The sequence below is a fragment of the Kitasatospora mediocidica KCTC 9733 genome, from assembly GCF_000744225.1.
GTDB classification, from domain to species: domain Bacteria; phylum Actinomycetota; class Actinomycetes; order Streptomycetales; family Streptomycetaceae; genus Kitasatospora; species Kitasatospora mediocidica.
Genome location: NZ_JQLN01000005.1, coordinates 2,387,196 through 2,411,347, shown reverse-complemented (window position 1 = coordinate 2,411,347; position 24,152 = coordinate 2,387,196). Strand labels below are relative to the sequence as shown.

The following is a 24,152-nucleotide window of genomic DNA, read 5'->3' as shown; positions in this document are numbered from 1 at the left end:
TCAGCCACCCCCGAGGAGGTGCTTCACGGCCGGGTCGGAGAGACCCAGCAGCAGGGCCGGCCAGAGCCCGGCGACCAGCGTCAGCGCGGCCAGTGGGGTCCAGCTGACGGCCTCGTACGGGCGCAGGTCGGCGATGTCCGCGACGACGGCGGTCTGCTTGGGGTCACCCATGCAGACCCGGCGCACCACGATCAGCAGATAGGCGGCCGTCAGGAGGGTGCCGAGTCCGGCCAGCACCATGTACGTCACGAAGGCGGGGCGGGACAGCCCGGCAGCGGGGTCGAACGCGCCGAACATCGCGAGCACCTCGCCCCAGAAGCCCGCCAGCCCGGGCAGGCCCAGGCTGGCCACGGCGGCGAAGGCGAGCAGCGCGCCGATCCGCGGTGCCCTGCCGTAGAGCGCGGCGCCGGTGGCACCCGACAGGGTGTCCAGGTCCGCCGTGCCGTAGCGGTCCTTGAGGGCGCCGACCAGGAAGAAGAGCAGACCCGTGATCAGACCGTGGGCGATGTTGGCGAAGAGCGCGCCGTTGACGCCCACCGGAGTGAGGGAGGCGATGCCGAGGAGCACGAAGCCCATGTGGCCGACCGAGGAGTAGGCGATCAGGCGCTTGAGGTCACCCTTGCTGCCCTGCCGCGCCAGCGCCAGGCAGGCCAGCGAACCGTAGACGACGCCCACGGCGGCGAGCGCCCCGAGGTACGGGGCGAGGGTCGCCGTGCCGTCCGGCACCACCGGGAGGAGGACCCGGACCAGACCGTAGGTACCCATCTTCAGCAGCACACCGGCGAGCAGCACCGAGCCGACGGTGGGGGCCGAGGTGTGCGCGTCCGGCAGCCAGCTGTGCAGCGGCCAGGCCGGCGCCTTGACGGCCAGGCCGAGGCCGATCGCCAGCGCGGCCAGCACCTGGGTGGTGTGCGAGAGGCCGTGGCCGTGGGCGGCGGCCAGCGCCGTCATGTCGAAGGTGCCCGCGTTCAGGCCCACCAGCAGGAAGCCCAGCAGCATCACGGCCGAGCCGAGCAGCGTGTAGAGGATGAACCGGTTGGCCGAGGCCACCTTGGCCCCGCTCCCCCACCGGGCGATCAGGAAATACATCGGGATCAGCACGATCTCGAAGGCCAGGAAGAAGAGCAGCAGGTCGAGCACCAGGAAGGTGGCCAGCATGCCGACTTCGAGCAGCAGCAGCAGCCCGACGAAAGCCCGCGCGGACGGCACGCCGGGGCCGTCCGGCAGGCGCCGGGTGGAGTACACCGCGCAGAGGAAGGTGAGCAGCGCGGTGAGCACCACCAGCGGCAGCGAGATGCCGTCCACGCCGAGGTGGAAGCGAACGCCGATGGCCGGGATCCACGCGGTGTCGGTGACCGCCTGCATCCGGCTGGAGTGCGCCCGGTCGAAGCCCGCCGCCAGGGCGACGGTCAGCACCAGCACCAGGCCGGTGACCAGCGCGCCGAGTCGCAGGGCGCGCTTCTCCTGCGCCGCGTGGTCCGGCCCGAAGACGGTGGCCGGGGCCAGCGTCAGGGCGGCGCCGAGCAGCGGCAGCACCAGGAGGGCGATGAGGACCGCGTTCATCGGAGGCTCCCTGGACGTGCTGCGGTGGACGGGTTGGCGAGGTGGTGGCAGTGCCGGCGGCGCGTCATGTGCCGACCGCCACGAAGACGGCGATCAGCACCACGCCCGCCAGCAGCGCGCTGAGGTACGTCTGGGCGTTGCCGGTCTGGGCCCGCCGGACGGCCCAGCCGAGCAGCCGGGCCCCGCCGCCGGAGGCCTGCACGTACCCCTCGACGACCTCGCGGTCCAGGAACCGGACGAGCCGCGCGGCACCGAGGGTCGGCAGGACGAAGAGCCGCTCGTAGAGCCGGTCCACGCCGAAGCCGTGCTGGGCCGGGCCGTAGAGCGGGCCGAGCAGGGCGCGGCCGGGGTCGACGGCGTCCGTCGACTGCGGCGCCGCCGCTCCTGCGGCCTCGGCCGCCCGGGCGCGGGCGGCGCGGGCGGTGACCGTCCGCCAGGCGGCGTACGAGATCAGCACGCCGGCCAGCGCCAGGCCGGTGCCGAGCACGGCGGTGGCCGGGCTCGGTCGCAGCGAGCCGCCGTCCAGCAGGGCGGGCAGCCAGTTCGGGCGCAGGCCCGCGATGCCGAAGACCATCGTCGGCAGGGCCAGCACCCAGAGCGGCCAGCGCATCGCGGCCGGCTCGGTGGCGTGCACCGAGGGCGCGGTGGCGGTGCTGCTGGCGGCGACCGGCAGGTCCTCACCGGTGTCGGCGAGCGCCGCCGCGTGTCCCTCGGCGGCCTCGCCACGCGGCACGACCGTACCGGCGGCGGCGACCGCGCCGCGGCCCGGGAAGGCCAACAGCCAGAGCCGGGTGGCGTACGCGGCGGTCAGCAGCGCGGTCAGCAGGGCCGCGACCAGGACGATCCAGCCGGCCGCCACGGGCACGCCCGCGGCCGGGCCGACGCCGTTGGTCAGCGCCTCGCCGCGGGTGGTGGCGTGCTCGGCGGCGCTGAAGACCGCCTCCTTGCTGAAGAAGCCCGAGAACGGCGGCAGGCCGACCAGCGCGACCAGGCCGATGCCGAGCGTCCAGCGCGCGTCCGGGACCCGCTCGGCGAGCCAGGGCATCCGGGACATCGCGGAGAGCGAGTTGGTGTGCGCCGCGTGGATCAGCACACCGGCGGAGAGGAACAGCAGTGCCTTGAACGCGCCGTGGCTGACCAGGTGGAACACCGCGGCCTCACGGTCGCCGACGGCCAGCGCGCCGGCCATGTAGCCGAGCTGGCCGACCGTGGAGTACGCGAGCACCCGTTTGATGTCGTCCTGGGCGAGTGCGCAGAGCGCCGACCCGATCATCGTCACGGCGGCCATCACCGCGAGCACCACCAGCGCGGCGCCCGACAGCAGGAAGACCGGCAGCAGCCGGGCCACCAGGTAGATACCGGCCGCCACCATGGTGGCGGCGTGGATCAGCGCGGAGACCGGCGTCGGACCGGCCATCGCGTCCGGGAGCCAGGTGTGCAGCGGGAACTGCGCGCTCTTGCCCGCGACCCCGCCGAGCAGCAGCAGCGCGATCAGCGTCGGGTGGGCGAGCCGCCCGTCGGCCGCCGCGGCCAGCACGCCGTTGATCCGGAACGTCCCGGCGTCCGCACCCAGCAGGAAGAGGCCGAACAGGAACGGCACATCACCCAGCTTGGTGACCAGGAACGCCTTCAGCGAGGCCGAACGGGCGTCCGCGGTCTCCCAGTGGTGGCCGATCAGGAAGTACGAGCAGATGCCCATCACCTCCCAGCCGACCAGCAGCACGATCAGGTCGCCGGAGTACACCACCAGGAACATCGCGGCGGTGAAGAGCGAGACCAGCGCCGCGTAGGAGGCGTAGCGCGGGTCGTCGCGCAGGTAGGCCGTCGAATAGACCTGCACGCACGTGGCGACCACCCCGACCAGGACGGTGATCAGCGAGGTGTAGCCGTCCAGGTGGATCGCGAGCGAGATGTCGGGGCCGCCGGTCGGGGTCAGCCGGGTGGCGGCGTCCAGGGTCCGGCCGGTGCCGAGCTGCAGCGCCGTCACCAGGGCCAGCACGGCCGAGATCAGCACCGGCAGGATCGCCAGCGGCCGGGCGAACCGGGGCGCGCGGCGGCCGGTGGCGAAGAGGGCGGCGGCGCCGAGCGCGGGCAGCGCCGGGACCAGCGCGGGGAGGGCGGTGTTCACGAGACGGCCTGGCCCTTCGACGCGTCGACGGAGTCGTCGGCGGAGTTCTGGCGCTCGGCGACCCGGTCACCGAGGGCGGTCAGCCGGTCGATGTCCGGGGTGCCGCGGGTCCGGAAGACCAGCAGGACGATGGCCAGGCCCAGACCGATCTCGGCGGCGGCGATGGTGATGGTGAAGAGGGTGAGCGCCTGCCCGGCGTGCAACGCGTCGCGCAGCCAGGCGTCGAAGGCGACGAGGTTGAGGTTGACGGCGTTGAGCATCAGCTCGACGGACATCAGCACGAGGACGGCGTTGCGCCGGGCGAGCACGCCGTAGACGCCGACGCTGAAGAGCAGCGCGGCGAGGACGGCCGGGTAGGCGAGGTGCATCAGCTCTCCCGCTCGGAGGACGGCGACTGCGCTGCCGGTGACTTGGCGGCCGGGGCCGCGCCGACCGGCTTGCCGGTCCGCAGCCTGCCAGCGCGCGGCTTGGGCGCGGCCGCCTGCCGGGAGCGCGACAGCACGATCGCCCCGATCAGCGCGGCCAGCAGCAGGACGGAGAGCGCCTCGAAGGGCAGCACCCAGTTCCGGAACAGACTGGCGCCGGTCACCGAGGCACTGCCACCGCCCGCACCCAGATCGATCCAGGAGGTCCGGAAGGCGTCCACCACGAGGGTCACCAGCGTCCCGGCGGCGGCCAGCGCGACCAGCAGCGCGACCCAGCGGTTGCCCGAGTCGGCGTCCGGCGAACGGCCGATCGGCGCCTTGGTGAGCATCAGACCGAAGAGCACCAGGACGACCACCGAGCCGAGGTAGATCAGCACCTGCACCCAGGCCACGAACTCGGCCGTGAGCAGCAGGAACTCGATCGCCAGCCCGCCGAGCGCGACGACCAGCCAGAGAGCGGCGTGCACCAGCTGCCTGGTACCGACCGAGATCACGGCGGCGCCCAGCACGGCCAGGCCGACCAGGACGAAGACGATCTCGGCCCCGGTCGGGGACAGGAATCCCCGGGTCGCGGGCGCGAGGGAGCCCGCTGCGGCAAGGATGTTCACGCCGGGTCACCCCCGGCAGCGGCCGCCAGCTTGTCGGCAGCCTTGCGCGCGGCGGCGATCTCCTTGGGCTCCTCGGCCCCCGGGTCCAGCGCGGGCGGCGCGGGCACCGTCCACATCCACTCGCGGAGCTTGTCCCGCTCGTGGGTCAGTTCCAGGATGTCGGTCTCGGCGTACTCGAACTCCGGCGACCAGAAGAGCGCGTCGAAGGGGCAGACCTCGATGCAGATACCGCAGTACATGCAGAGCGAGAAGTCGATGGCGAAACGGTCCAGCACGTTGCGGGTGCGGGCGCGCGCGTTCGGGTCGACCGCGGGGAGGGTCTCCTTGTGCGAGTCGATGTAGATGCACCAGTCCGGGCACTCCCGGGCGCAGAGCATGCAGACCGTGCAGTTCTCCTCCAGCAGCCCGATCACACCCCGGCTGCGCGGGGGCAGGTGCGGCTGCACCTCGGGGTACTGCGCGGTGACGGTCTTCTTCGTCATCGTCCGCAGGGTGACGGCGAGGCCCTTGGCCAGGCCGGAGCCGGGGAGGTTCACTGGGAGATCGCCACCTTGATGATGCCGGTCAGGGCGAGCTGGACGAGCGCGAGCGGGACCAGGACGGTCCAGGCGAAACGCATCAGCTGGTCCTCGCGCAGACGGGGGTAGGTGACCCGCAGCCAGATCACCACGAAGGCCAGCGCGAAGGTCTTCAGGATGGTCCAGAGCCAGCCGAGGCTGTCGGGGAGCGGGCCGTGCCACCCACCGAGGAAGAGCACCGTGGTCAGCGCGCAGACGACCAGAATGCCCGCGTACTCGGAGAGCAGGAAGAACGCGAAGCGCAGGCCGGTGTACTCGGTGTACGCGCCGAAGATGATCTCGGAGTCGGCCACCGGCATGTCGAACGGCGGGCGCTGCAACTCGGCCAGACCGGCCGTGAAGAAGACGAACGCGCCGATCGCCTGCCACGGCAGCCACCACCAGTGGAACGCCTCCACGATGCCGGTCAGCGAGAGCGTGCCGGCCGCCATCGCCGCGGAGGCGGCGGCGAGCACCATCGGCAGCTCGTAGGACATCAGCTGGGCGGCTGTCCGCAGACCGCCGAGCAGCGAGAACTTGTTCGCCGAGGCCCAGCCGGCCATCAGCTTGCCGATCACGCCGACGCCCATCACGGCGAGGACGAAGAAGATCCCGGCGTCGACCGCCTGCCCGACGAACCCGTGCGGGCCCACCGGGACGACCAGCAGCACGAAGAGGTACGGCAGCAGCGAGACGGCCGGGGCCAGCTGGAAGATCCGCCGGTCGGCACCGGCCGGGACGATGTCCTCCTTCTGCGCGAACTTCACGCCGTCGGCGACCAGCTGCGCCCAGCCGTGGAACCCGCCCGCGTACATCGGACCGAGCCGGCCCTGCATATGGGCCATGACCTTGTGCTCGGTCTGACCGATGATCAGCGGGAAGGTGAGGAAGACGACCAGGGCGGCGACGCAGCGCAGCAGCGTGTCGAGCAGGTTCACGCGCTGTCTCCGTCCTGGGCCGGTGTTTCCTGGGGGGTCTCTGCGGGGCTGTCCTCGGGTGCCGCCTTCGGCTCCGGCTCCGCCCGCGCGGGCACCGGGGAGTGCCAGGGAGCGTCCGAGGCGGGCGCGGCGGGCGGGGTTTCGGCCGGAGAGCCCGGAGAAGCCGGAGCGACCGGAGCGACCGGAGCGACCGGAGCGACCGGAGCGGCCTCGGCGGCCTGGCTCGTCGACCCCTCGGTGATGCTGCGGGTCCGCCGCGGCCGGTCCGCCCGCACCGCGGGCGCGCCCTCGGCGGCAGCCGCCGGAGCGGCCCCCGGGCGGGCCGCCCGCGCACCGCGCGCCGGACGTTCGGCGACCGGCGGCAGCGTGCCCTTCAGCGGGCCCCACTCGTTCGGGTCCGGCACCCCGGGCGGCTGCATCTTGCGCCGCGCCGGGCCGTCCCCGTGATCGCTCTCGCCCGGCTCCTTGGCGCCCGGCCAGGCCTTGGCCACCCGCGCCGCCAGCACGAACTCCTTGCGCAGCGGGTGGCCCTCGAAGCCGTCCGGCAGCAGCAGCGTCACCAGGTGCGGGTGGCCCTCGAAGCCGATCCCGAACATCTCGTGGGTCTCCCGCTCGTGCCAGCCCGCGCCCGCGTACACGTCCGCGGCCGTCGGCAGCGAGGCGCCCTCGCGCGGCACCCGGGTGCGCAGCAGCAGGTGTCGCACCGCGCCGCCGTCACCGGCGGCCGCCAGGTGCGCGCAGACCGAGAAGCCCTCGCCGAGCTCGTCCACCGCGCTCAACCAGTCGAAGTAGGCCAGGCCGAGGGTGTCCCGGGCAGCGGTCAGCGCCTCGATCCAGTGCTCGGCCGGCACATCGACCGTCACCAGCTGGTACGCCTCGGCGGCCGTGGCCCAGGGACCGATCGCGGCCGCGGTCTGCTCGACGGTGCTCACTGCGCACCCCCGGGCCCCGGCACGAGCGGGCGCCGCAGGGCGCCGGCCGACGGACCCGCGTAGCGCTCGGGCAGCGACTCGGCGGCGATCTTCTCCTGGAGCTTGAGGATGCCCTGGAGCAACGCCTCCGGCCGCGGCGGGCAACCGGGCACGTAGACGTCGACCGGGATGATCTGGTCGACGCCCTTGGTCACCGAGTACGAGTCCCAGTACGGCCCGCCCGAGTTGGAGCAGGCGCCGAAGGAGATGACGTACTTCGGCTCCGGCATCTGCTCGTAGAGCCGCTTGACGGCCGGGGCCATCTTGTCCGTCACCGTGCCCGAGACGATCATCAGATCGGCCTGGCGCGGTCCGGGCGCGAACGGGATCACTCCCATCCGGATGAAGTCGTGCTTGGCCATCGAGGCGGCGATGAACTCGATCGCGCAGCAGGCCAGGCCGAAGTTGAAGCACCAGAGGCTGTAACGGCGGCCCCAGTTCAGCACCACCTTGACCGGGTCCGGCGCGAGCCGGGCCAGCGGTCCGATCCGGCGCTCCGCGAGCGCGCCGGCCCCCGGCTGGGAGGCGTCGGGCATGCCGAGCGGGATCGGTCCGCCGGAGCCGTGTGCGTGGGTCACGTCCATTCCAGAACGCCCTTCTTCCAGGCGTAGAGCAGCCCGACCGCGAGGAAGCCGAGGAAGATGAACATCTCCACCAGGGTTCCCATGCCGTATCCCGCACTGGCGAACACGGTCGCCCAGGGGAACAGGTAGATCGCGTCGACCGCGAAGATCACATAGAGGAAGGCGTAGACGTAGTAGCGGACCTGGGTGTGCGCCCAGCCCTCACCGACCGGGTCCACGCCGCACTCGTAGGTCAGCAGCTTCTCCGGCGACCAGATCGCCGGGCGCAGCAGCCGGTTGGCCGTGAAGGCCACCATGACGAAGAGCACGCCGACCACCGCGAGCAGGCCCACCGCCGCATACGCGTCGAAGTAACCACCGCCCACCGCAGGATCGGCCGCGAGGGCGGCGGCCAAGGGCCCCTCCATGCTTTCGCCTCCAGATCGCGTCTTTACACTTCCATAACCTCGCTACGGCGTGAGTCTAAGTCCCCGGCCGGATCACTCCGGCACGGTGCCCGGACTGCAAGACACCTGGTGGACACCCGCCGCGTTCCGGGTCGTATCGGCGCCCCTCCCCAGGTGGGGTTATCCCCCCTCGGAAAAGGGGTCCCAACCCCCGTGCGCACGACCCCCCTGGCAGGCCAAGCTGTCACCCCGGGCAACCCCGGTACTGCGTACCCAGCCGCAGGACGTCCCGAACGCCCCGGCTTCCCCAATTTTCCCAACCTCACCCACCTCCCCAGCCTCCCCAGCGACCAGGACGGACCGCAGCCGATGAAGGACCCCCGCGACCAGCTCCGCGACCAGCGCGGCGACCGCAGGCCGCTGTACGGCGCGCAGATGTGGCGCGAGGTGCGGCACCTGCTGGTGAACCTGCCGGTCGGCATCGCCTCGTTCGTCTACACCGTGGTCACCCTGTCCGTGGGCGCGGCCCTCTCCGTGACGGTGATCGGGCTGCCGCTGGCCGCCGCCGGGCTGGCCGGCGGGCGCCGGCTCGGCGTGCTGGCCCGGCTCCGCGCCCGGCGCTCGCTGGGCGCCGAGGTGGCCGAGCCCGAGCCGCTGCGGCCGGCCAAGCCGGGGGTCGTCGCCTGGGTGATCGCCTCACTGACCGACGGGCTCAGCTGGCGCTCGGCGCTCTTCTCGCTGCTGATGCTGCCCTGGGGCATCATCAGCTTCACCGTGACGCTGGTCTTCCTGATCGTCGGCTGGCCGCTGCTCCCGTGGGTGGCGCGCTACCTGGGGGTCGGCAACCGGCTGGTGGTGGAGCTGCTGCTCTGCCCGGACTCGCTGACCGAGCGGGTGCGCGAGCTGGAGGACGACCGCGGCGCGGTGGTCGACACCGCAGCCGCGGACCTGCGCCGGATCGAGCGCGATCTGCACGACGGCGCGCAGGCCCGGCTGGTCGCCCTGGCCATGGACCTGGGCCTGGCCAAGGAGAAGCTGCTGGAGACCGAGATGACGGCGGACCAGCAGGCCGCCGCCAAAATGGTCGGGGCCGCGCACGGCGAGGTGAAGCTGGCCCTGCAGGAGCTGCGCGACCTGGCCCGGGGCATCCACCCGGCCGTGCTGACGGACCGCGGGCTGGACGCGGCGCTCTCCGCCGTGGCGGCGCGCTGCACCGTCCCGGGCGGCGTGAAGGTCCATGTGGACCTCGCCGGCCCGGACGGCCAGGTCGAGCGGCCGGACTCCGCCGTCGAGGGCATCGCCTACTTCACGGTCAGCGAGCTGCTCACCAACACGTCGAAGCACGCGGCGGCCCGCAGCGCCACCGTGGACGCCTGGCGCTCCGCCGATCGGCTGATGATCCAGGTGACGGACGACGGGCGGGGCGGGGCGGTGGCCCCGGACGGCGGTTTCCGGCCCGGCGGCGGGCTGGCCGGCCTCGCCGAGCGGGTCCGCGCGGTGGACGGGGTCTTCCTGGTCGAGAGCCCCGAGGGCGGCCCGACCACGGTGACCGTCGAACTGCCCTGGCACACCCGCACCGCGCGAACCGCCCGCTGACCCCCGGGGGGCAAGCGGGCGGTGGTGGCAGACCCGGCGGCGGCGACCCTTGCGCGGTGCACCGCCGCCGGGTCGGCAACGGGGGACGGACCTGCCGTCAGGAGGTGGCGCTCAACGTTCCCAGCGTGACGTCGGCGGTCTTAGTCTGGCCGGCGCGCTGGTAGGTGACGGTCACCTTGGAGCCGGGGGTGAGCGAGGCCAGCGCCGTGGTCAGCGAGCTCAGCGTGGTGATCTGGGTGCTGCCGAGCTGGGTGATCACGTCGCCGGACTGCAGCCCGGCGGAGGCGGCCGGTCCACCCGCCGTGACGCTGACGATCACCGCGCCGGACGGCTTGAAGTTGCTGTCGAAGTAGGTCCGCGCCGTGATGCCCAGGGCGGCCCGGCCCGAGTTGGTGACGGTGCCGCTCTTGATCAGCTGGTCGGCGATGTTGGTGATGGTGGCGCTCGGGATCGCGAAGCCGATCCCGGGGGCCGCGCTGCCGTTGGTCTCCTGGTCGACGGCGGCCAGCGTGTTGATCCCGATCACCTGGCTGGAGAGGTTGACCAGCGCGCCGCCGCTGTTGCCCGGGTTGATCGCCGCCGAGGTCTGCACCATGTTGCCGATGGTGGCGCCGGGCGAGCCGCCGCCGCTGGGCTCGGAGACCGTCCGGCCGGTGGCCGACACGATGCCCTCGGTCACGCTGCTGGAGAGGCCGAGCGGGCTGCCCATCGCCAGGGTGATCTGCCCGACCTCCACCTTGCCGCTGTCCGCGAAGACGGCGGGCCGCAGCCCGCTGGGCGGGTTGCTGAGCTTGACGACCGCGAGGTCGGAGTCGGGGTAGCTGCCGACCAGGGTGGCGGGCAGCGTGGTGGTGCTGTTGGCGAGGGTGACGTCGAAGGTGGTCGCGGTGCCGACCACGTGCGCGTTGGTGACGATGTCGCCCTTGTCGTCGTAGACGATGCCCGAACCCAGCCCGGAGGCCGTGGTGATCTGCACCACCGACGGCAGCACGTTGCCGATCACCTGCTGGTAGTCGTTCTGCAGCTGGTCGCTCGTGGAGGGCGCCGCGCCGGGGGAGGACGACCCGGACGAGGAGGACGTGGAGGAGGACGAGGTCGACGGCTTGCTGCTGCTGCATCCGCCGACCACCAGGGCCGCGGCCAGGGCGGCGGCACAGGTCAGCGCCAACCGTCCGCCGGCGACACGCCCACGAGCGCTCGGCCCGGCGGCCGCGCCGCCGTCCGCCTTCGGCCCGGTGGGGCGCGGGCCGGCCGGGAACGGGCGGTTGTGATCCTTGGTGGGGTGCACCTGAGCTGCCTCCGGTTCCGAACGCGTGGGACGGCACCTGGCTCCTGCGGCCGAGGGGCGCCGGAGCGCGCCAAAGCCGGGCGCCGGGCCGACTTTTGTCAGCATTTCACCGTTATGTCCCGTTCCTGCTCAACGGCGCGCCGAAGCCGGAAGTCGGCCCGTCGGTCCCGGGCTCTTACGATCCCTGCATGACTTGGTTGATCACGGGCGGCGCCGGCTACATCGGCGGACACGTAGTGCGGCAGCTGCTCGACGACGGTCAGCGGGTCGCCGTCCTGGACGACCTGAGCAGTGGCGCCCGAACCCGGCTGCCGGCCGGGGTCGCCCTGGTCGAGGGCTCGATCCTGGACCGCGGCGCCGTGGACCGGGCGATCCGCGAGCACGAGGTCGAGGGCGTGCTGCACTTCGCGGGCAAGAAGCAGGTCGCCGAGTCGGTCCAGCGCCCGCTGCACTACTACCGGGAGAACCTCACCGGCCTGCAGACGGTGCTGGAGGCCTGCGCCGAGGGCGGCGTCCGGCGCTTCCTGTTCTCCTCCTCCGCCGCCGTCTACGGCATGCCGGACGTCGACCTGGTCACCGAGTCCACCCCCTGCGCGCCGATGAACCCCTACGGCGAGAGCAAGCTCGCCGGCGAGTGGATGGTCGCCGCGACCGGCCGGGCGTACGGGATGTCGACGGTCGCGCTGCGCTACTTCAACGTCGCGGGGGCGGCCGCCCCCGAGCTCGCGGACGGCGGGACCTCCAACCTGGTCCCGATGGTCTTCGAGCGGCTGACGGCCGGCCGGGCCCCGCTGATCTTCGGCGCCGACTACCCGACGCCCGACGGGACCTGCGTGCGCGACTTCATCCACGTCGACGACGTGGCCTCGGCGCACGTCGCCGCGACCCGCCGACTGGCCGGGGACCCGCTCGGCGAGACCTCACTGGTGCTCAACATCGGCCGCGGCGAGGGCGTCTCGGTCAAGGAGATGCTGGACGTGGTGAGCCGGGTCACCGGCTACGACGCGACCGGCGAGATCGCCCCGCGCCGCCCCGGCGACCCGGCCCGGGTGGTCGCCTCGGCCGCGCTGATCGCCCGCGAGCTGGGCTGGAGCGCCCGGTACGGGGTGGCCGAGATGGTGGCCTCGGCGTGGGAGGGCTGGTGCGCCCGCCACCCCGAGGCCCGTCGGCTCTGAGCGGCTACCGCTGCTCCGGCACCGCCGTGCCGTAGCGGGCGTCCAGCGCGTAGACGCAGCGGTCCTTGCTGCTCACGAAGACCCGCCCACCGACCGCCACCGGGGAGCCGGTCAGCTCGCCCTTGGTGCCCAGCTCCCAGCGCAGCCGGCCGCTGGCCAGGTCCACCGTGTGCAGCGAGTGGTCACGGCTGCCGAGGTGCACCAGACCGTCCGCGACCGCGGGCGCGCCGACCACCTCGCCGCGTGCCGCGTAGCGCCACAGCTCGCGCCCGCTCGCCGTCTCGAACGCGTACAGCGTCTCGCCGCTGGCGATCAGCGCGGCCCCGTCCGCCACCACCACCGGCTCGGCGCCCTGGCGGCTCGCGGTGCGGCCCTGCCAGCGGACCCGGCCGGAGGCACCGTCCAGGGCGTACAGGGTGCCCAGGTAGTCGGCGACGTAGACGGCGGGGGTGGCCGACTCGTCCAGGGTGGGCGGGGTGAAGAGCACCACCGGTGCCTCGAAGCGCCAGTGCTCCGCGCCGGTGGCCGCGTCCAGGGCGTAGACCCTGGTCCCGGCCGTCACGTAGAGCACCCCGCCCCGGGCGACCGGGCGGGACGGGACGTCCTCGCCGACCGGGAACGTCCAGCGCAGCCGTCCGCTGCGGGGGTCGACGCAGCGCAGCCGCCCGCCGCCGTAGTAGTGCACCGCGCCGGCCACCAGGGCGGGCCCGGACTGCGGGTTCTCGTAGTCCTGCTGGGCGTCGTCGGCGCGCCACAGCTCGGCGCCGTTGGCGCTGGAGCGGACGTGGACGCCGCCGCCGCGCAGGCCGCAGCAGAGCACCCCGTCCGCGGCGTCCAGCGAGTAGACCCAGCCGTCCAGCGAGGTGCGCCAGCGCTCGGTGCCGTCCGCGACGTCGACCGTGTAGAGGTGCGGGCCGTCGGCGGCGTGCAGCCGGCCGGCGTCGACGGCGACCGCCCAGGCCACGTCCCGGGTCTTGTAGCGGCGCCGGCCGGAGCCGATGTCGAGGGCGTGCACCTCGAAGCTGGAGATGAAGAGCGTGCCGTCGGCGACCAGCGGGGTGCCCCAGACGTCGTTGGACATCCGGAACCGCCAGGGCCGCCAGCGCGGCTGCGGCGGCGCGACGGGCACCGCGGGCTGCGGCGGGACGGCGCCGCGGCGGACCCAGTCGGTCTCGGCGGGCGCCGGGCCGGGCGGCCGGGCCGGCTCGACGCCGTGCGCCTGCGGGCCGGGCCCTATCCGCACCGAGGCCCCGGAGAGCTGGATCTCCTCAGCGGCCGGGCCGCCGCGGTGGCGCCGGGCCGAGCCGAGCTTGGCCGTGGCCGCCTCGCTCTCGTCCCCGCCGGCCGTGGGCTGCGGCCGGTTCGGCCGGGCGAGCGGGCCGTGCGCGCCGGTCCGCGGGTCGACCGCCTCCGGCCGGCGCTGCCCGGCCGCCGGTGAACCGCCCCAGCGCGCGTCGGGCACACCGAGCGACGGGTTCGCCGAGAGGTAGGGCTCCGGCACGGGCGACGGGATGGCCGGCGGCGAGGTCGGCGGCGGCGGGGCCTGCACGACGGCCGGCACCTTGGCCGGCGCGGCCGGCTGCCGGCGCCCGCGCTTGCGCTCGATCAGGTCCAGCGCGTTCGGCGGCAGCCACTCCCCCACCTCCTCGCCCGCGTCGTCGCGGGAGAACAGGTGCGGCGCCAGCTCGGCCTGGATCTGGGCGGGCGTCGGCCGGTGCTCGGCGGCCGGACGCATGCAGGCGTGCACCAGGTCGGCCAGCTCGACCGGCAGCCCGGACAGGTCGGGCTGCTCGCGCAGCAGCTTGAACACCGTCTCGACCGGGTTGCCGCCGTGGTACGGCGGATGCCCGGTGGCGCAGAAGACCAGCAGCGAGCCGAGCGAGAAGACGTCGCTCGCGCCGGTGACGCTGCGGCTGTCCTTGGCCTGCTCGGGCGACATGTAGGCGGGGGTGCCGACCGCGACGTTGGTCATGGTCAGCCGGGAGCTGGAAACCCCGGCGGCGATGCCGAAGTCGATCACCCGCGGACCGTCCTCGACCACCAGCACGTTGGACGGCTTCAGGTCACGGTGGACCAGCCCCACCGCGTGGATCGACTGCAGCGCCTCGGCGATGCCCGCCACCAGCCAGCGCACGGCGTCCACCGGCAGCGGCCCGCATTCGCCGATCAGCTCCTCCAGCGAGGGCGCCGGCACGTACGCGGTGGCCAGCCAGGGCACCCTGGCGTCGGCGTCGGCGTCGACCACCGCCGCCGTGTAGAAGCCGCCGACGGTCTTGGCCGCCGCGATCTCGCGGGCGAAGCGGACCCGGAACAGCTCGTCCTCGGCCAGCTCCCCGCGCACGGTCTTGATCGCCACCCGGCGGCCGGACGCGGAGCGCGCCAGGTACACCAGCCCCATCCCACCGGCGCCGAGGCGTCCGAGCACCTCGAAGGGCCCGATCCGTCTCGGATCCTGCGCCGTCAGCTGGTCCACTCCGCTGCCACCTCCCCGTCAGCACGCCACCCGATCGGGCGCCCGGAGTTGATTCTCCAATGCACCTGGCGTCTGAGCCAATCTCCCCCCGTCCGGGCCCGTCTCCGTGTCGCGAACCGGTGGCCGGTTCCCGCTGTCATGTCGTCGGATCCGGCCCGGACCGTGCGATCTGACGCACCTTCCGGAGTTCACCGCATTCATGCGCAGGACTACACAGAGCTACCCGATCGCCCTTCAGCCCACTGGCCGTCACTCTGTGCCGTCATCAGCACACGGGGGGGCTTCGAATATCGCTATCGTCTCCACGATTACCACCCCCGAGCGGAGTAATAGTCGCATCACCGAATCGCGCCATGATCGGTGCGCGGTAAGCTGACGGCATGACAGGACAAGTTCGCACCGTCGACGGTCGCGTCGCCGGGCGACGCGGACAGGAGACGCGGCAGAAGCTGCTCGACTGCCTCCGCGAGATGCTCAGCACGTCGCCGTACCGGGACGTCAAGGTCATCGACGTCGCCCGTATGGCGGGAACCTCCCCCGCGACCTTCTATCAGTACTTCCCAGATGTCGAGGGCGCAGTCCTTGAGATCGCAGAGGAAATGGCCAAGGACAGCGTCGAGCTCAAAGAGCTCGTCGACGGAAAGTCCTGGGCAGGAAAGTCCGGTACCACCACCTCGGAAGAACTGGTGGACGGATTCCTTGCCTTCTGGCGCAAGAACGACGCCATTCTGCGTGTGGTCACCCTCGGTGCCGCGGAAGGGGACAAGCGGTTCTTCAAGATCCGCATGACCGTCCTCAACTCGGTGGCGAAGCCGCTCGCTGATGCCGTCAAGGACCTTCAGGCCAAGGGCCAGGCCGACAAGGCGCAGGATGCCGCCGCCGTCGCCGGGTCCCTGATCTCGCTGCTCGCCTCGGCAGCGGAGCATCAGAAGGCCTTCACCTCCTGGGGGGTCAAGATCAAGGATCTGAAGCCCACCCTGGCTCCCCTGGTGTACCTGGGCGTCACCGGCAAGAAGGCACCCAGGTAGACCGTCCTACAACCCTTCAGTACCTGTGGCTCGCGCGTGGCCCCGGCCTCCTGTCCGGTGGAACGTCGGGCGGCGGCCGTGTCCTCGGGGGAGGTTCGCCGACGTACCGCAACGCGTCGGCCGCAGGCATGACGGTGGGCGGGACCCCGTGCAGGGGTCCCGCCCACCGTCATGTGCGGAGCAGGTCGGCAGCGGGCCGGTCAGGGGCAGCGGACGACCTGTCCGGCGTAGGCGAGGCCGCCGCCGAAGCCGAAGAGCAGCACCGGGTCGCCGGTGGTCAGCTCGCCGCGCTCGACCAGCTTGCTGAGGGCCAGCGGGATGGAGGCCGCCGAGGTGTTCCCCGAGTCGACCACGTCGCGGGCGATCACCGCGTTCGGCGCGCCGAGCTTGTTGGCGATCGCGTCGATGATCCGCAGATTGGCCTGATGGGCCACGAAGCCCTTGAGCTCGCTCGGGTCGATCCCGGCCTTCTCGCAGGTCCGCCGGGCCAGCGGGGCGATCTGCGTGGTGGCCCAGCGGAACACCGACTGGCCCTGCTGGCTGATCACGGGCTTCCAGCCGGTGATGGTCACCGCGTCGTTCTTCTCGGGCTCGGAGCCCCAGACCACCGGGCCGATGCCGGGCTCGGCGTCGTCCGGCTGGGCCTCGACGACGGCGGCGCCGGCGCCGTCCGCGAAGATCACGGCGGTGGTCCGGTCGCTCCAGTCGAGGGTGTCGGACATCCGCTCGGCGCCGATCACCAGCGCGCGACTGGCCGCACCCGCCCGGATCGCGTGGTCGGCGGTGGCCAGCGCGTAGGAGAAGCCGGAGCAGACGGTGTTGATGTCGTAGGCCGCGGGCGCGGGAATGCCCAGGCGCGCCGCGACGGCGCAGGCCGTGTTGGGGCTGCGCTCGACGGCGGTGCAGGTCGCGACGACCACCAGGTCGATCTCGTCGGCACGCCGGCCGCTGGCGGCCAGCGCCTTCTGGGCGGCCTCTGTGGCGAGGTCGACGAGGGTCTCGTCCACCGCGATGTGCCGCTGCCGGATGCCCACTCGGCTGCGGATCCACTCGTCGTCCGTGTCGACCACCTGGGCCAGGTCGTCGTTGGTGAGGACCTTGGGCGGCTGGTAGTGGCCGAGCGCCACGATGCGGGAACCGGTCATGATGCCACTCAACCCGTTACCCGTGCGTCTGCTGCTCACGGCCGGTGACAGGATACCGACCCGGATGCTGTAGGGGCTCGACAAGAGCCCTTGTCCCGCAACGGGTCCGGCCGGGTCATCAACTGGTCAAGCCGCCAGCGAAGCGGCGTCGCCCATGGCTATGACGGGGTGCGCGGCCGGATCGAGGGTCTTCAGCAGCTCGATCATATGGTCCTGGGAGAGCGAGACACAGGCGTGCGTCGGCCCACCGTGGTCGACATGCAGCCAGATCCCGCCGCCCTTGTCCGTACCCAGAGGTTCGCGCGGGTCCAGCGGGGAGTCGCCGGTGACCCGGTTGTAGTCGATCGCGACCACGTAGTCGAAGGCACCGGCCAGCGGCTCGCCGGAGAAGCCGGTGCCGGGCGCCACGAAGCCGCGGTCCTGGTGGTACGGGAGATGACTGCCGGGATCGGGCTTGAGGCCGCCCGCGTCGCTGAGCGTGAAGACCCCGATCGGGCTGCGCAGGTCGCCGCTGGAGTGGTCGGCGGTCCAGCCGGCGTAGCCGTTGTGGGCCGCCCAGGTCTCGCCGGCGCGCCAGCGGCCGTCGGGGGTGCGGCTCCACAGGGTCACGCTGGAGTCGGAGGAGTCCTTGCCGGTGCCGGAGGCCAGCACCACCTGGTTGCTGGTGGCCGGGATCTTGGCGCTGAAGCCGGCGCCGAGGCCGGGTATCGACGCGAAGGTGCCGTCCGCCCGGTCGGAGCGGTCCGCGGTGGGCGCCTCGGTGTGGTCGCCGGCGGGACTCGGGTGGGCGGGCGCGGGAGCGCTGTCCGCCGTGGGCGCGGGGGCGTCGGGGACCGAGAGGGCGCTGTCCCTGCTGTGGGCGACGAGCAGCCCGCCGGGCCCGACGGTGAACCAGCCCACCGCCGCGGCCACCAGCATCGCCGCCGCGCTCGCACCGGCCGCCCCGCGGCGTTTGCGGGCCTTGCGGCGGCGTCCCCGCCCCTGCGGCGGCCCCGGCGGCGCCTGCCGCTCGCGCCGCCTTGGGCCCGGTACGGCCGCGCCGCCGGGCGGGTCCACGGCGGCGGGACCGGCACTGCGGCGGCGCTGTACAGAAGCACGATGGGATCCGGACATGCGATCGATACTCCCAAATCCGGCCGCAGTTGGGAAACCCGTGCTGCGGCCGGACCCCGTTTCCGGGCGGTCCGTCAGAGCCGCATCGCCTGCGGCTGCTCACGACGTCCCAGGTCAGGACCGTCGTACTCGCGGATGACCTCGTAGCGGGTGTTCCGCTCGGCGGGGCGGAACCCGGCGTCCCGGATCAGGTCGAGCAGGTCCTCGCGGCTGAGCTTGTTGGGCGTGCCGAAGTTGTCCGCGTCGTGCGTGATCTTGTACTCGACGACCGAGCCGTCCATGTCGTCCGCGCCGTGGCTGAGCGCCAGCTGCGAGGTGGTGACGCCGTGCATCACCCAGAAGACCTTGACGTGCGGCACGTTGTCGAAGAGCAGCCGGGAGACCGCGAAGGTCTTCAGCGCCTCGGCGCCGGTGGCCATCTCCGTACGGGCCATCAGCTTGTTGCGGACCACGCCGTCCTTGGAGTCGTGGAAGTCGTGCTGGTAGCGCAGCGGGATGAAGACCTGGAAGCCGCCGGTCTCGTCCTGGAGCTCGCGCAGCCGCAGCACGTGGTCCACCCGGTGGCGGGGCTCCTCGATGTGGCCGTAGAGCATCGTGGCGGGGGTCTTGAGGCCCTTGCTGTGAGCAAGGCGGTGGATCCGCGACCAGTCCTCCCAGTGGGTGTCGTGGTCGACGATGTGCTGGCGGACCTCCCAGTCGAAGATCTCCGCGCCGCCGCCGGTCAGCGACTCCAGGCCGGCCTCGATCAGCTCGTCCAGGATCTCGGAGGCGGTCAGGCCGCTGATCTTCTCGAACCAGTGGATCTCGGTGGCCGTGAAGGCCTTCAGCGAGACGTTCGGCAGCGCCGCCTTCAACTCGCGCAGGCTGCGCGGGTAGTAGCGCCACGGCAGGGTGGGGTGCAGGCCGTTGACGATGTGCAGCTCGGTGAGCGAGTCCACCTCCATCGCCTTGGCGAGGCGGACGGCCTCCTCGATCCGCATGGTGTACGCGTCCTTCTCGCCCGGCTTGCGCTGGAACGAGCAGTAGGCGCAGGAGGCCGCGCAGACGTTGGTCATGTTGAGGTGGCGGTTGACGTTGAAGTGGACGACGTCGCCGTTCTTCACCGTCCGCACGTGGTGCGCCAGGCCGCCCAGCCAGGCCAGGTCGTCGCTGTCGTACAGGGCGATGCCGTCCTCGCGGGTCAGTCGCTCACCCGCGTAGACCTTCGCCTCCAGCTCCCGCTTCAGCCCTGCGTCCATGCGGCGACCCGCCTCCTCGTCCTTGGATCCGATGGCCGAAAAGCGGCCGGAACCGAGACTACGCCTAAGCGGCCAGCAACTCCGACAGCAGCGTGGGCTCCAGGTTGCCGCCGCTCACGACGGCCGCGAAGACCCGGCCGCCCAGCTCGGCGCCGTGGTGCAGGTAGGCGGCGGTGGTGACGGCGCCGGACGGCTCGGCGACCAGCCGGCCGCGGCGGGCCAGCACCGCGACCGCGTCGCGGATCTCCGCCTCGGAGACCGTCACCATGTCGTCGACGTAGGCCTGCAGGTGCTCGAAGTTGAGCTCGCCGAGCGAGGGGGTACGCAGCCCGTCCGCGAGGGTGCGGTAGGTGTCGGCGACCGGCCAGCTGACCCGGGTGCCGGCGCGGAAGCTCGCGGTCGCGTCGGCGGCCAGCTCGGGCTCGACGCCGATCACCCGGACGCCGGGGGTGGTGAGCTTGATCGCCGCGGCGGTGCCGCTGATCAGCCCGCCGCCGCTGACCGGGACGAGCACGGTGTCCAGCTCGTCCGGGGCGTCCTCACCGATCTCCAGGCCGACCGTGCCCTGGCCCGCAATGATGTACGGATCGTCGTACGGCGGCACCCAGACGTAGCCGTGGCGCTCCGTCAGCTCGACCGGCGTGGTGTCCCGCTCGGAGGGGGACACCAGGACCACCTCGGCACCGAAGGAGCGGGTGTTCGCCACCTTGACGGCGGGCGAGGTGTCCGGCATCACGATGACGGCCTTGATGCCGAGCAGCTGCGCGGCATACGCGATCGCCTGCGCGTGGTTCCCGCTGGACTGGGCGACCACGCCGCGAGCCCGCTCGGCCTCGCTGAGCACGGCCAGCCGGTTGTAGGCACCGCGGATCTTGAACGCCCCGGTGGGCTGGAGGTTCTCGGGCTTGAGCCAGAGCCGGCGACTGCCGTCGTCGGCCCACGGGCAGGGCATCAGCGGGGTACGGACCGCGACCCCGGCTATCCGCTTCTGGGCGGCGCGCACATCCTCCAGGCTGACCAAGGCCATGCCGGTCTCACTCTCCCGCGTCGAGGGGCAGCTCGCTGACCCGGTTCTCCCACTTGGTGGACAGTACGACGGTGGTACGGGTGCGGGCTACACCCTTGGTGCCGGAGAGACGCTTGACGACCGATTCCAGGCCCTCGACATCGGAGACCCGGACCTTGAGCATGTACGAGTCGTCCCCCGCGATGAACCAGCAGTCCTCGACCTCGCCGAGGTCCTTCAGCCGGTGCGCGACGTCCTCGTGGTCGGCGGCGTCGGTCAGTTGAAGACCGATCAGGGCGGTGACCCCGAATCCGAGCGAGGCCGGATTGACGGTGGCGCGGTAGCCGGTGATCACTCCCGCCTGCTCCAGGCGATTGATCCGGTCCGTGACGCTCGGGCCCGACAGGCCCACCAGACGGCCCAGTTCGGCATAGGAGGCACGTCCGTTCTCACGAAGTGCCTGAATGAGCTGCCTGTCCACCGTGTCCATAAACCGTCCGCGTCCTTCCGAACCTTGCCAGACCCAGAGATCATTATCCGGATTCCAAGGGCCCACCCATGGACCAACCCGGATATCGCAGAGAACATACTCTCCCGGCGCGGGGGTTCCTACGCCCCCTCCTTGCGTGCGGCACCCAGTTCGCCCCTCCAGCGACGGTAGAGCCGGTGCTCCACGCCGACCGCGTCGAGCACCCGGCCCGCCACGAAGTCCACCAGCTCCTGTGCCGTGGAGCCGCCCGCGTAGAAGCCGGGCGAGGCGGGAAGCACGACCGCGCCGGCCGCGTCGAGTTCCACCAGGTGGCGCAGCGTCACCCCGTCGAGCGGGGTCTCCCGGACGCAGACCACCAGCGGGCGGCGCTCCTTGAGGGTGACGGCGGCGGCCCGCTGGAGCAGGTCCTTGCTCAGCCCGAGCGCGATCCCGGCCACCGCGCCGGTGGTCGCGGGCACCACCAGCATCCCCTTGGCCGGGTACGAGCCGCTGGACGGGCCGGCCGCGAAGTCACCGGCCGGCCAGTAACGGACGTTCTCCACGCCGCGGCCGAGCCACTGCGTGAGGTCCTGCTGCCAGTGCGCGTCGCGGAACGTGATGCCCGTCTCGTCCAGGATGGTCAGCCGGGCCGCCCGGCTGACCACCAGGTCCACCGCCTCGCCGGCCTCCAGCAGCGCCCGGATCACCGAGGCCGCGTACGGGGTGCCCGACGCGCCCGACACCCCGACCACCCACGGCCGCCGAACGCCGTCTTCTTCCTTGCCCATACCCAGCACCCTAGAGCGTGGGAAGCGGGAGGATGGGCCCGTGACTCCGGCTGCGACTCCTGCGCAGGCGCCGACCGACCAGGCGCCGACCCTGATCGACCTGACCCATCAGGTCACCACCGGTATGCCCGTCTACCCCGGCGACCCCGAGGTCGCGCTGACCCCGGCCCTGACCACCGACACGGCCGGCGTCAACGTGCTGAGCGTGCACCTCGGCTCGCAGTCCGGCACCCATGTGGACGCGCCGTACCACGTGGACGTCACCTGGCCGACGCTGGACGGGCTGCCGCTGGAGCTCTTCACCGGCCCCGCGGTGATCGCCGACCTGCGGGCGCTGCCGGCCCGGACGGAGGTCACCGCGGACCAGCTGGCGCCCGCGCTGGCCCGGCTGACCGGGCTGGCCCCCGGCGCCGTCCTGCTGCTCGCCACCGGCTGGCCGAGGTTCTGGGGCACCGACCGCTACCTCGCCCACCCGTACCTCAGCCCCGCGGCGGCCGAGGCGATCGTCGCGGCGGGCGTCCGGACGGTCGGCGTGGACGCGCTCAGCGTCGACCCCACCCCCGACCCCGGGCCGGCCGACCCCGCCGTCGCCGTCCTGCTGGCCGGCCTCACCGACGAGCACGACAGCGCGCCGGCGGCCGAGGAGCCCACCCTGGCCGCCCACCGGGTCCTGCTCGGGGCCGACGGCGGCGCGGTCATCGCGGAGAACCTCACCGACCTGACCCCGCTGCTGGAGGCCCAGGCGCGGGACAAGCCGATCTCGGTCAGCCTCTTCCCGCTGCGCCTGGCCGCCGCCGACGGAGCGCCGATCCGTGCGGTGGCGAAGGTCGGCTGAGCTGTCCGGAGTGTCGTGACTGTCCGAACTGTGATGTGGATCGGATCGGCACTGTGACCTGCGGGTAAGTACCCTCGCTCAGGTGGACACCCTGACTTTCACCCTCTCCTCCGGCCGCTTCCTGCGCTTCATGACCCGGATCGTGCTGCTCCTCGGCGGCCTCACCGCCGTCTCCCTGCTGGTCAACCACAGCAACCTGGTGCCGCTGGTCTCCGTGATGGCGCTCGTGATCGCGGTCTTCGCCCTGGGTGCGGCCGGCGGCCGGACCACCCTCAGCAGCGAGGGCATCCGGGTCCACCGCTTCTTCGTCCCGATGCGGCAGCGCCCGTGGAGCGAGATCGCGGCGGTGGCCGAGAAGCAGGCACGCACCACGTCCGTGATGACGGTGCGGACGACCGGCGGCAAGGACTTCAACCTGCCGTACCCGATCAACACCTCGGCCAACCCCGACCCCGAGTTCGCCGCCCACCGGGACGAGGTCATCGCGTACTGGCGCAAGCAGGTGCGGGCGGCGAAGGGCGCGCAGGGCCGCAAGTCGGCCAAGCGGCGGGGCTGAAGAGCCCAACACCCGGTGATCGCCGAGGAGTCGGGCGGCCTGCCGACATCGATAGGTCTAGACCATGGGCCGTCGGGGCAGATAGGCTGCATGCCCATGGCAGAGATCATCGGAGTAGTCGAGCGACTCTGGCGCTACCCCGTGAAGTCCACCGGCGGTGAACGCCTGTCGGAGGTCCTGGTCGACGAACGGGGGCTGGCGGGCGACCGGTTGTACGCCGTGCGGGACGGCGAGGGGAAGTTCGGCTCGGGCAAGAACACCCGGCGCTTTCGCCGGATGGACGGCCTGCTCCGACTCGGCTCGCGCCTCGGACACCGGCTCGACGGACCCGAACTGCTCGACCCCCTCGGCCGGCCGGTGGCCGACCCGAACGCCTTCCTGCGCGCCTACCTCCAGCGGGACGACGTCGAGTTGGCCCGCGAGGACGCGATCTCGCACTTCGACCAACTGCCGGTCAGCCTGCTCACCACGGCCACCCTGGACTGGGTTCGCGAGGCCGTCCCCAGCGCCCTGGTGGACGAACGACGGTTCCGCCCCAACATCGTGCTGCGCACGCCGCCCGGCACCCCGCCGTTCGTCGAGGACGAATGGTTCGGCGAGGAGGGCCAGTTCACCTCCGGCGCCCGGCTGACCTTCGTCCGCGCAAGCGAGCGCTGCGCGATGACCGGCACCGCCCAACCCGGCCTGCCGCACGCCCCGGAGATCCTGCGCACGATCGCCAAGGCCCACGGCAACCGGCTGGACGCGCTGGCCACCGTCACCGTCGCCGGGCCGCTGCGGGTGGGCGACCGCCTGCGGCTGGGCTGAGGGTCACGCCGGGTCAGGCCGGGTCAGACCTCGGGCTGGACCTCGTCGGCCTGCATGCCCTTCTGACCCTGGACGGCGACGAAGGTCACCTTCTGGCCCTCCACCAGGGACTTGAAGCCGTTGCCCTGGATCGCCCGGAAGTGCACGAAGAGGTCCGGGCCGCTCTCGGGGCTGATGAACCCGTAGCCCTTCTCGTCGTTGAACCACTTCACGACGCCGTTCTGCCGCTCGGCCATGCTCTGCTCCCTGGGGTGCGTTCAACCTGTGACGGCCGGACGGCCCCACGGGGCTGATCATGCCTCAGGCGCCGCGCTGTGTAAACGACTTCCTACGGAGAGTTATGGCTCTGCCCGTCCCACTGGGAGGGGTGGGGACGAGGATGGGGAGGTCAGAGCGCGCCGAAGCGGCTGTCGCGGGTGGCGGCAACGAAGGACAGACCTGGGCAGCGCGTCGACCTGTCTCCCTGTGAGGTGGT

24 protein-coding genes are annotated in these 24,152 nt (G+C 72.5%); 6 read left to right on the top strand and 18 right to left on the bottom strand.

All coding sequences use genetic code 11. The features are described from left to right. The 9 genes from BS80_RS24815 to BS80_RS24775 all read right to left on the bottom strand — a co-directional run bounded on the left by BS80_RS24815 (position 1) and on the right by BS80_RS24775 (position 8,181). Positions 1-1,563 (bottom strand): complex I subunit 4 family protein, encoded by a 1,563-nt coding sequence (locus BS80_RS24815; protein WP_035800759.1) that lies wholly within the window; start codon positions 1,561-1,563, stop codon positions 1-3. Positions 1,564-1,627: 64 nt separating this feature from the next. Then, positions 1,628-3,691: an NADH-quinone oxidoreductase subunit 5 family protein gene (locus BS80_RS24810; RefSeq protein WP_035800758.1), complete on the bottom strand. Its 2,064-nt coding sequence runs from the start codon at positions 3,689-3,691 to the stop codon at positions 1,628-1,630. After that, entirely contained in the window at positions 3,688-4,059 is a 372-nt protein-coding gene (gene nuoK / locus BS80_RS24805; protein WP_035800757.1) for an NADH-quinone oxidoreductase subunit NuoK, read from the bottom strand. The genes BS80_RS24810 and nuoK overlap by 4 nt, the downstream gene beginning before the upstream one ends. Then, positions 4,059-4,718 carry an NADH-quinone oxidoreductase subunit J family protein gene (locus tag BS80_RS24800; RefSeq protein ID WP_035802779.1) on the bottom strand — a complete coding sequence of 220 codons (660 nt, stop codon included), beginning with the start codon at positions 4,716-4,718 and terminating at the stop codon, positions 4,059-4,061. The genes nuoK and BS80_RS24800 overlap by 1 nt, the downstream gene beginning before the upstream one ends. Positions 4,719-4,720: 2 nt before the next feature. After that, a complete protein-coding gene (locus BS80_RS24795; protein WP_051967199.1) occupies positions 4,721-5,206 on the bottom strand; it encodes a 4Fe-4S binding protein in 486 nt (161 codons plus the stop codon). Positions 5,207-5,256: 50 nt separating this feature from the next. Then, a complete protein-coding gene (nuoH, locus tag BS80_RS24790; protein ID WP_035802777.1) occupies positions 5,257-6,213 on the bottom strand; it encodes an NADH-quinone oxidoreductase subunit NuoH in 957 nt (318 codons plus the stop codon). A gap of 2 nt (positions 6,214-6,215) precedes the next feature. Next, positions 6,216-7,151 (bottom strand): NADH-quinone oxidoreductase subunit C, encoded by a 936-nt coding sequence (locus BS80_RS24785; protein WP_051967005.1) that lies wholly within the window; start codon positions 7,149-7,151, stop codon positions 6,216-6,218. After that, positions 7,148-7,774: an NADH-quinone oxidoreductase subunit B gene (locus tag BS80_RS24780; protein ID WP_051967004.1), complete on the bottom strand. Its 627-nt coding sequence runs from the start codon at positions 7,772-7,774 to the stop codon at positions 7,148-7,150. The genes BS80_RS24785 and BS80_RS24780 overlap by 4 nt, the downstream gene beginning before the upstream one ends. Beyond that, a complete protein-coding gene (locus BS80_RS24775; protein WP_035800752.1) occupies positions 7,765-8,181 on the bottom strand; it encodes an NADH-quinone oxidoreductase subunit A in 417 nt (138 codons plus the stop codon). The genes BS80_RS24780 and BS80_RS24775 overlap by 10 nt, the downstream gene beginning before the upstream one ends. 348 nt (positions 8,182-8,529) lie before the next feature. Between BS80_RS24775 and BS80_RS24770 the strand changes: the two genes are divergently transcribed. Further along, positions 8,530-9,756, top strand: a complete 1,227-nt coding sequence (locus tag BS80_RS24770) for a sensor histidine kinase (protein WP_035800750.1) — start codon at positions 8,530-8,532, stop codon at positions 9,754-9,756. Between the two features lie 97 nt (positions 9,757-9,853). Here BS80_RS24770 and BS80_RS24765 read toward each other — a convergent pair whose 3' ends face one another. Then, the gene (locus BS80_RS24765; RefSeq protein ID WP_035802774.1) at positions 9,854-10,924 is read right to left on the bottom strand and encodes a S1C family serine protease; all 1,071 of its coding nucleotides are present in this window, start codon (positions 10,922-10,924) and stop codon (positions 9,854-9,856) included. A 308-nt stretch (positions 10,925-11,232) separates the two neighbouring features. Between BS80_RS24765 and galE the strand changes: the two genes are divergently transcribed. Then, positions 11,233-12,219, top strand: a complete 987-nt coding sequence (gene galE, locus BS80_RS24760; protein ID WP_035800749.1) for a UDP-glucose 4-epimerase GalE — start codon at positions 11,233-11,235, stop codon at positions 12,217-12,219. A gap of 4 nt (positions 12,220-12,223) precedes the next feature. Here galE and BS80_RS24755 read toward each other — a convergent pair whose 3' ends face one another. Further along, positions 12,224-14,692: a serine/threonine-protein kinase gene (locus tag BS80_RS24755; protein ID WP_035800748.1), complete on the bottom strand. Its 2,469-nt coding sequence runs from the start codon at positions 14,690-14,692 to the stop codon at positions 12,224-12,226. 380 nt (positions 14,693-15,072) lie between these two features. Between BS80_RS24755 and BS80_RS24750 the strand changes: the two genes are divergently transcribed. Then, positions 15,073-15,720 carry a TetR family transcriptional regulator gene (locus BS80_RS24750; RefSeq protein ID WP_035800746.1) on the top strand — a complete coding sequence of 216 codons (648 nt, stop codon included), beginning with the start codon at positions 15,073-15,075 and terminating at the stop codon, positions 15,718-15,720. 200 nt (positions 15,721-15,920) lie between these two features. Here BS80_RS24750 and BS80_RS24745 read toward each other — a convergent pair whose 3' ends face one another. The 6 genes from BS80_RS24745 to BS80_RS24720 all read right to left on the bottom strand — a co-directional run bounded on the left by BS80_RS24745 (position 15,921) and on the right by BS80_RS24720 (position 21,479). Then, positions 15,921-16,865 (bottom strand): beta-ketoacyl-ACP synthase III, encoded by a 945-nt coding sequence (locus tag BS80_RS24745; protein WP_035800744.1) that lies wholly within the window; start codon positions 16,863-16,865, stop codon positions 15,921-15,923. A gap of 126 nt (positions 16,866-16,991) precedes the next feature. Beyond that, complete coding sequence (locus BS80_RS24740) at positions 16,992-17,978, bottom strand: L,D-transpeptidase family protein (RefSeq protein ID WP_035800743.1); 987 nt, start codon at positions 17,976-17,978, stop codon at positions 16,992-16,994. Positions 17,979-18,052: 74 nt separating this feature from the next. Then, complete coding sequence (mqnE, locus tag BS80_RS24735; protein ID WP_035800741.1) at positions 18,053-19,216, bottom strand: aminofutalosine synthase MqnE; 1,164 nt, start codon at positions 19,214-19,216, stop codon at positions 18,053-18,055. A 64-nt stretch (positions 19,217-19,280) separates the two neighbouring features. After that, positions 19,281-20,243 carry a threonine ammonia-lyase gene (locus BS80_RS24730; RefSeq protein WP_035800739.1) on the bottom strand — a complete coding sequence of 321 codons (963 nt, stop codon included), beginning with the start codon at positions 20,241-20,243 and terminating at the stop codon, positions 19,281-19,283. Between the two features lie 7 nt (positions 20,244-20,250). Next, positions 20,251-20,712 carry an Lrp/AsnC family transcriptional regulator gene (locus tag BS80_RS24725; protein WP_035800738.1) on the bottom strand — a complete coding sequence of 154 codons (462 nt, stop codon included), beginning with the start codon at positions 20,710-20,712 and terminating at the stop codon, positions 20,251-20,253. A gap of 119 nt (positions 20,713-20,831) precedes the next feature. Then, positions 20,832-21,479 carry a UbiX family flavin prenyltransferase gene (locus tag BS80_RS24720; protein WP_035800737.1) on the bottom strand — a complete coding sequence of 216 codons (648 nt, stop codon included), beginning with the start codon at positions 21,477-21,479 and terminating at the stop codon, positions 20,832-20,834. A gap of 40 nt (positions 21,480-21,519) precedes the next feature. Here BS80_RS24720 and BS80_RS24715 point away from each other — a divergent pair, with 40 nt between their 5' ends. The 3 genes from BS80_RS24715 (at position 21,520) to BS80_RS24705 (ending at position 23,677) form a co-directional block, all read left to right on the top strand. Beyond that, entirely contained in the window at positions 21,520-22,314 is a 795-nt protein-coding gene (locus BS80_RS24715) for a cyclase family protein (RefSeq protein ID WP_232246592.1), read from the top strand. A gap of 82 nt (positions 22,315-22,396) precedes the next feature. Then, positions 22,397-22,870 carry a hypothetical protein gene (locus tag BS80_RS24710; protein WP_035800736.1) on the top strand — a complete coding sequence of 158 codons (474 nt, stop codon included), beginning with the start codon at positions 22,397-22,399 and terminating at the stop codon, positions 22,868-22,870. 96 nt (positions 22,871-22,966) lie between these two features. Continuing rightward, entirely contained in the window at positions 22,967-23,677 is a 711-nt protein-coding gene (locus BS80_RS24705; protein ID WP_035802771.1) for an MOSC domain-containing protein, read from the top strand. 23 nt (positions 23,678-23,700) lie between these two features. Here BS80_RS24705 and BS80_RS24700 read toward each other — a convergent pair whose 3' ends face one another. Further along, complete coding sequence (locus BS80_RS24700) at positions 23,701-23,913, bottom strand: cold-shock protein (protein ID WP_035800734.1); 213 nt, start codon at positions 23,911-23,913, stop codon at positions 23,701-23,703. Between the last annotated feature and the right edge of the window lie 239 nt (positions 23,914-24,152).

Bases quoted from the DNA above. Each gene is read 5' to 3' on its own strand.
- BS80_RS24815 (WP_035800759.1), bottom strand. From the start codon at position 1,563: ATGAACGCGGTCCTCATCGCCCTCCTGGTGCTGCCGCTGCTCGGCGCC.
- nuoK (WP_035800757.1), bottom strand. From the start codon at position 4,059: ATGCACCTCGCCTACCCGGCCGTCCTCGCCGCGCTGCTCTTCAGCGTC.
- BS80_RS24795 (WP_051967199.1), bottom strand. From the start codon at position 5,206: ATGACGAAGAAGACCGTCACCGCGCAGTACCCCGAGGTGCAGCCGCAC.
- BS80_RS24780 (WP_051967004.1), bottom strand. From the start codon at position 7,774: ATGGACGTGACCCACGCACACGGCTCCGGCGGACCGATCCCGCTCGGC.
- BS80_RS24775 (WP_035800752.1), bottom strand. From the start codon at position 8,181: ATGGAGGGGCCCTTGGCCGCCGCCCTCGCGGCCGATCCTGCGGTGGGC.
- BS80_RS24770 (WP_035800750.1), top strand. From the start codon at position 8,530: ATGAAGGACCCCCGCGACCAGCTCCGCGACCAGCGCGGCGACCGCAGG.
- galE (WP_035800749.1), top strand. From the start codon at position 11,233: ATGACTTGGTTGATCACGGGCGGCGCCGGCTACATCGGCGGACACGTA.
- BS80_RS24750 (WP_035800746.1), top strand. From the start codon at position 15,073: ATGACAGGACAAGTTCGCACCGTCGACGGTCGCGTCGCCGGGCGACGC.
- BS80_RS24745 (WP_035800744.1), bottom strand. From the start codon at position 16,865: ATGACCGGTTCCCGCATCGTGGCGCTCGGCCACTACCAGCCGCCCAAG.
- BS80_RS24740 (WP_035800743.1), bottom strand. From the start codon at position 17,978: ATGTCCGGATCCCATCGTGCTTCTGTACAGCGCCGCCGCAGTGCCGGT.
- mqnE (WP_035800741.1), bottom strand. From the start codon at position 19,216: ATGGACGCAGGGCTGAAGCGGGAGCTGGAGGCGAAGGTCTACGCGGGT.
- BS80_RS24730 (WP_035800739.1), bottom strand. From the start codon at position 20,243: ATGGCCTTGGTCAGCCTGGAGGATGTGCGCGCCGCCCAGAAGCGGATA.
- BS80_RS24725 (WP_035800738.1), bottom strand. From the start codon at position 20,712: ATGGACACGGTGGACAGGCAGCTCATTCAGGCACTTCGTGAGAACGGA.
- BS80_RS24720 (WP_035800737.1), bottom strand. From the start codon at position 21,479: ATGGGCAAGGAAGAAGACGGCGTTCGGCGGCCGTGGGTGGTCGGGGTG.
- BS80_RS24705 (WP_035802771.1), top strand. From the start codon at position 22,967: ATGGCAGAGATCATCGGAGTAGTCGAGCGACTCTGGCGCTACCCCGTG.
- BS80_RS24700 (WP_035800734.1), bottom strand. From the start codon at position 23,913: ATGGCCGAGCGGCAGAACGGCGTCGTGAAGTGGTTCAACGACGAGAAG.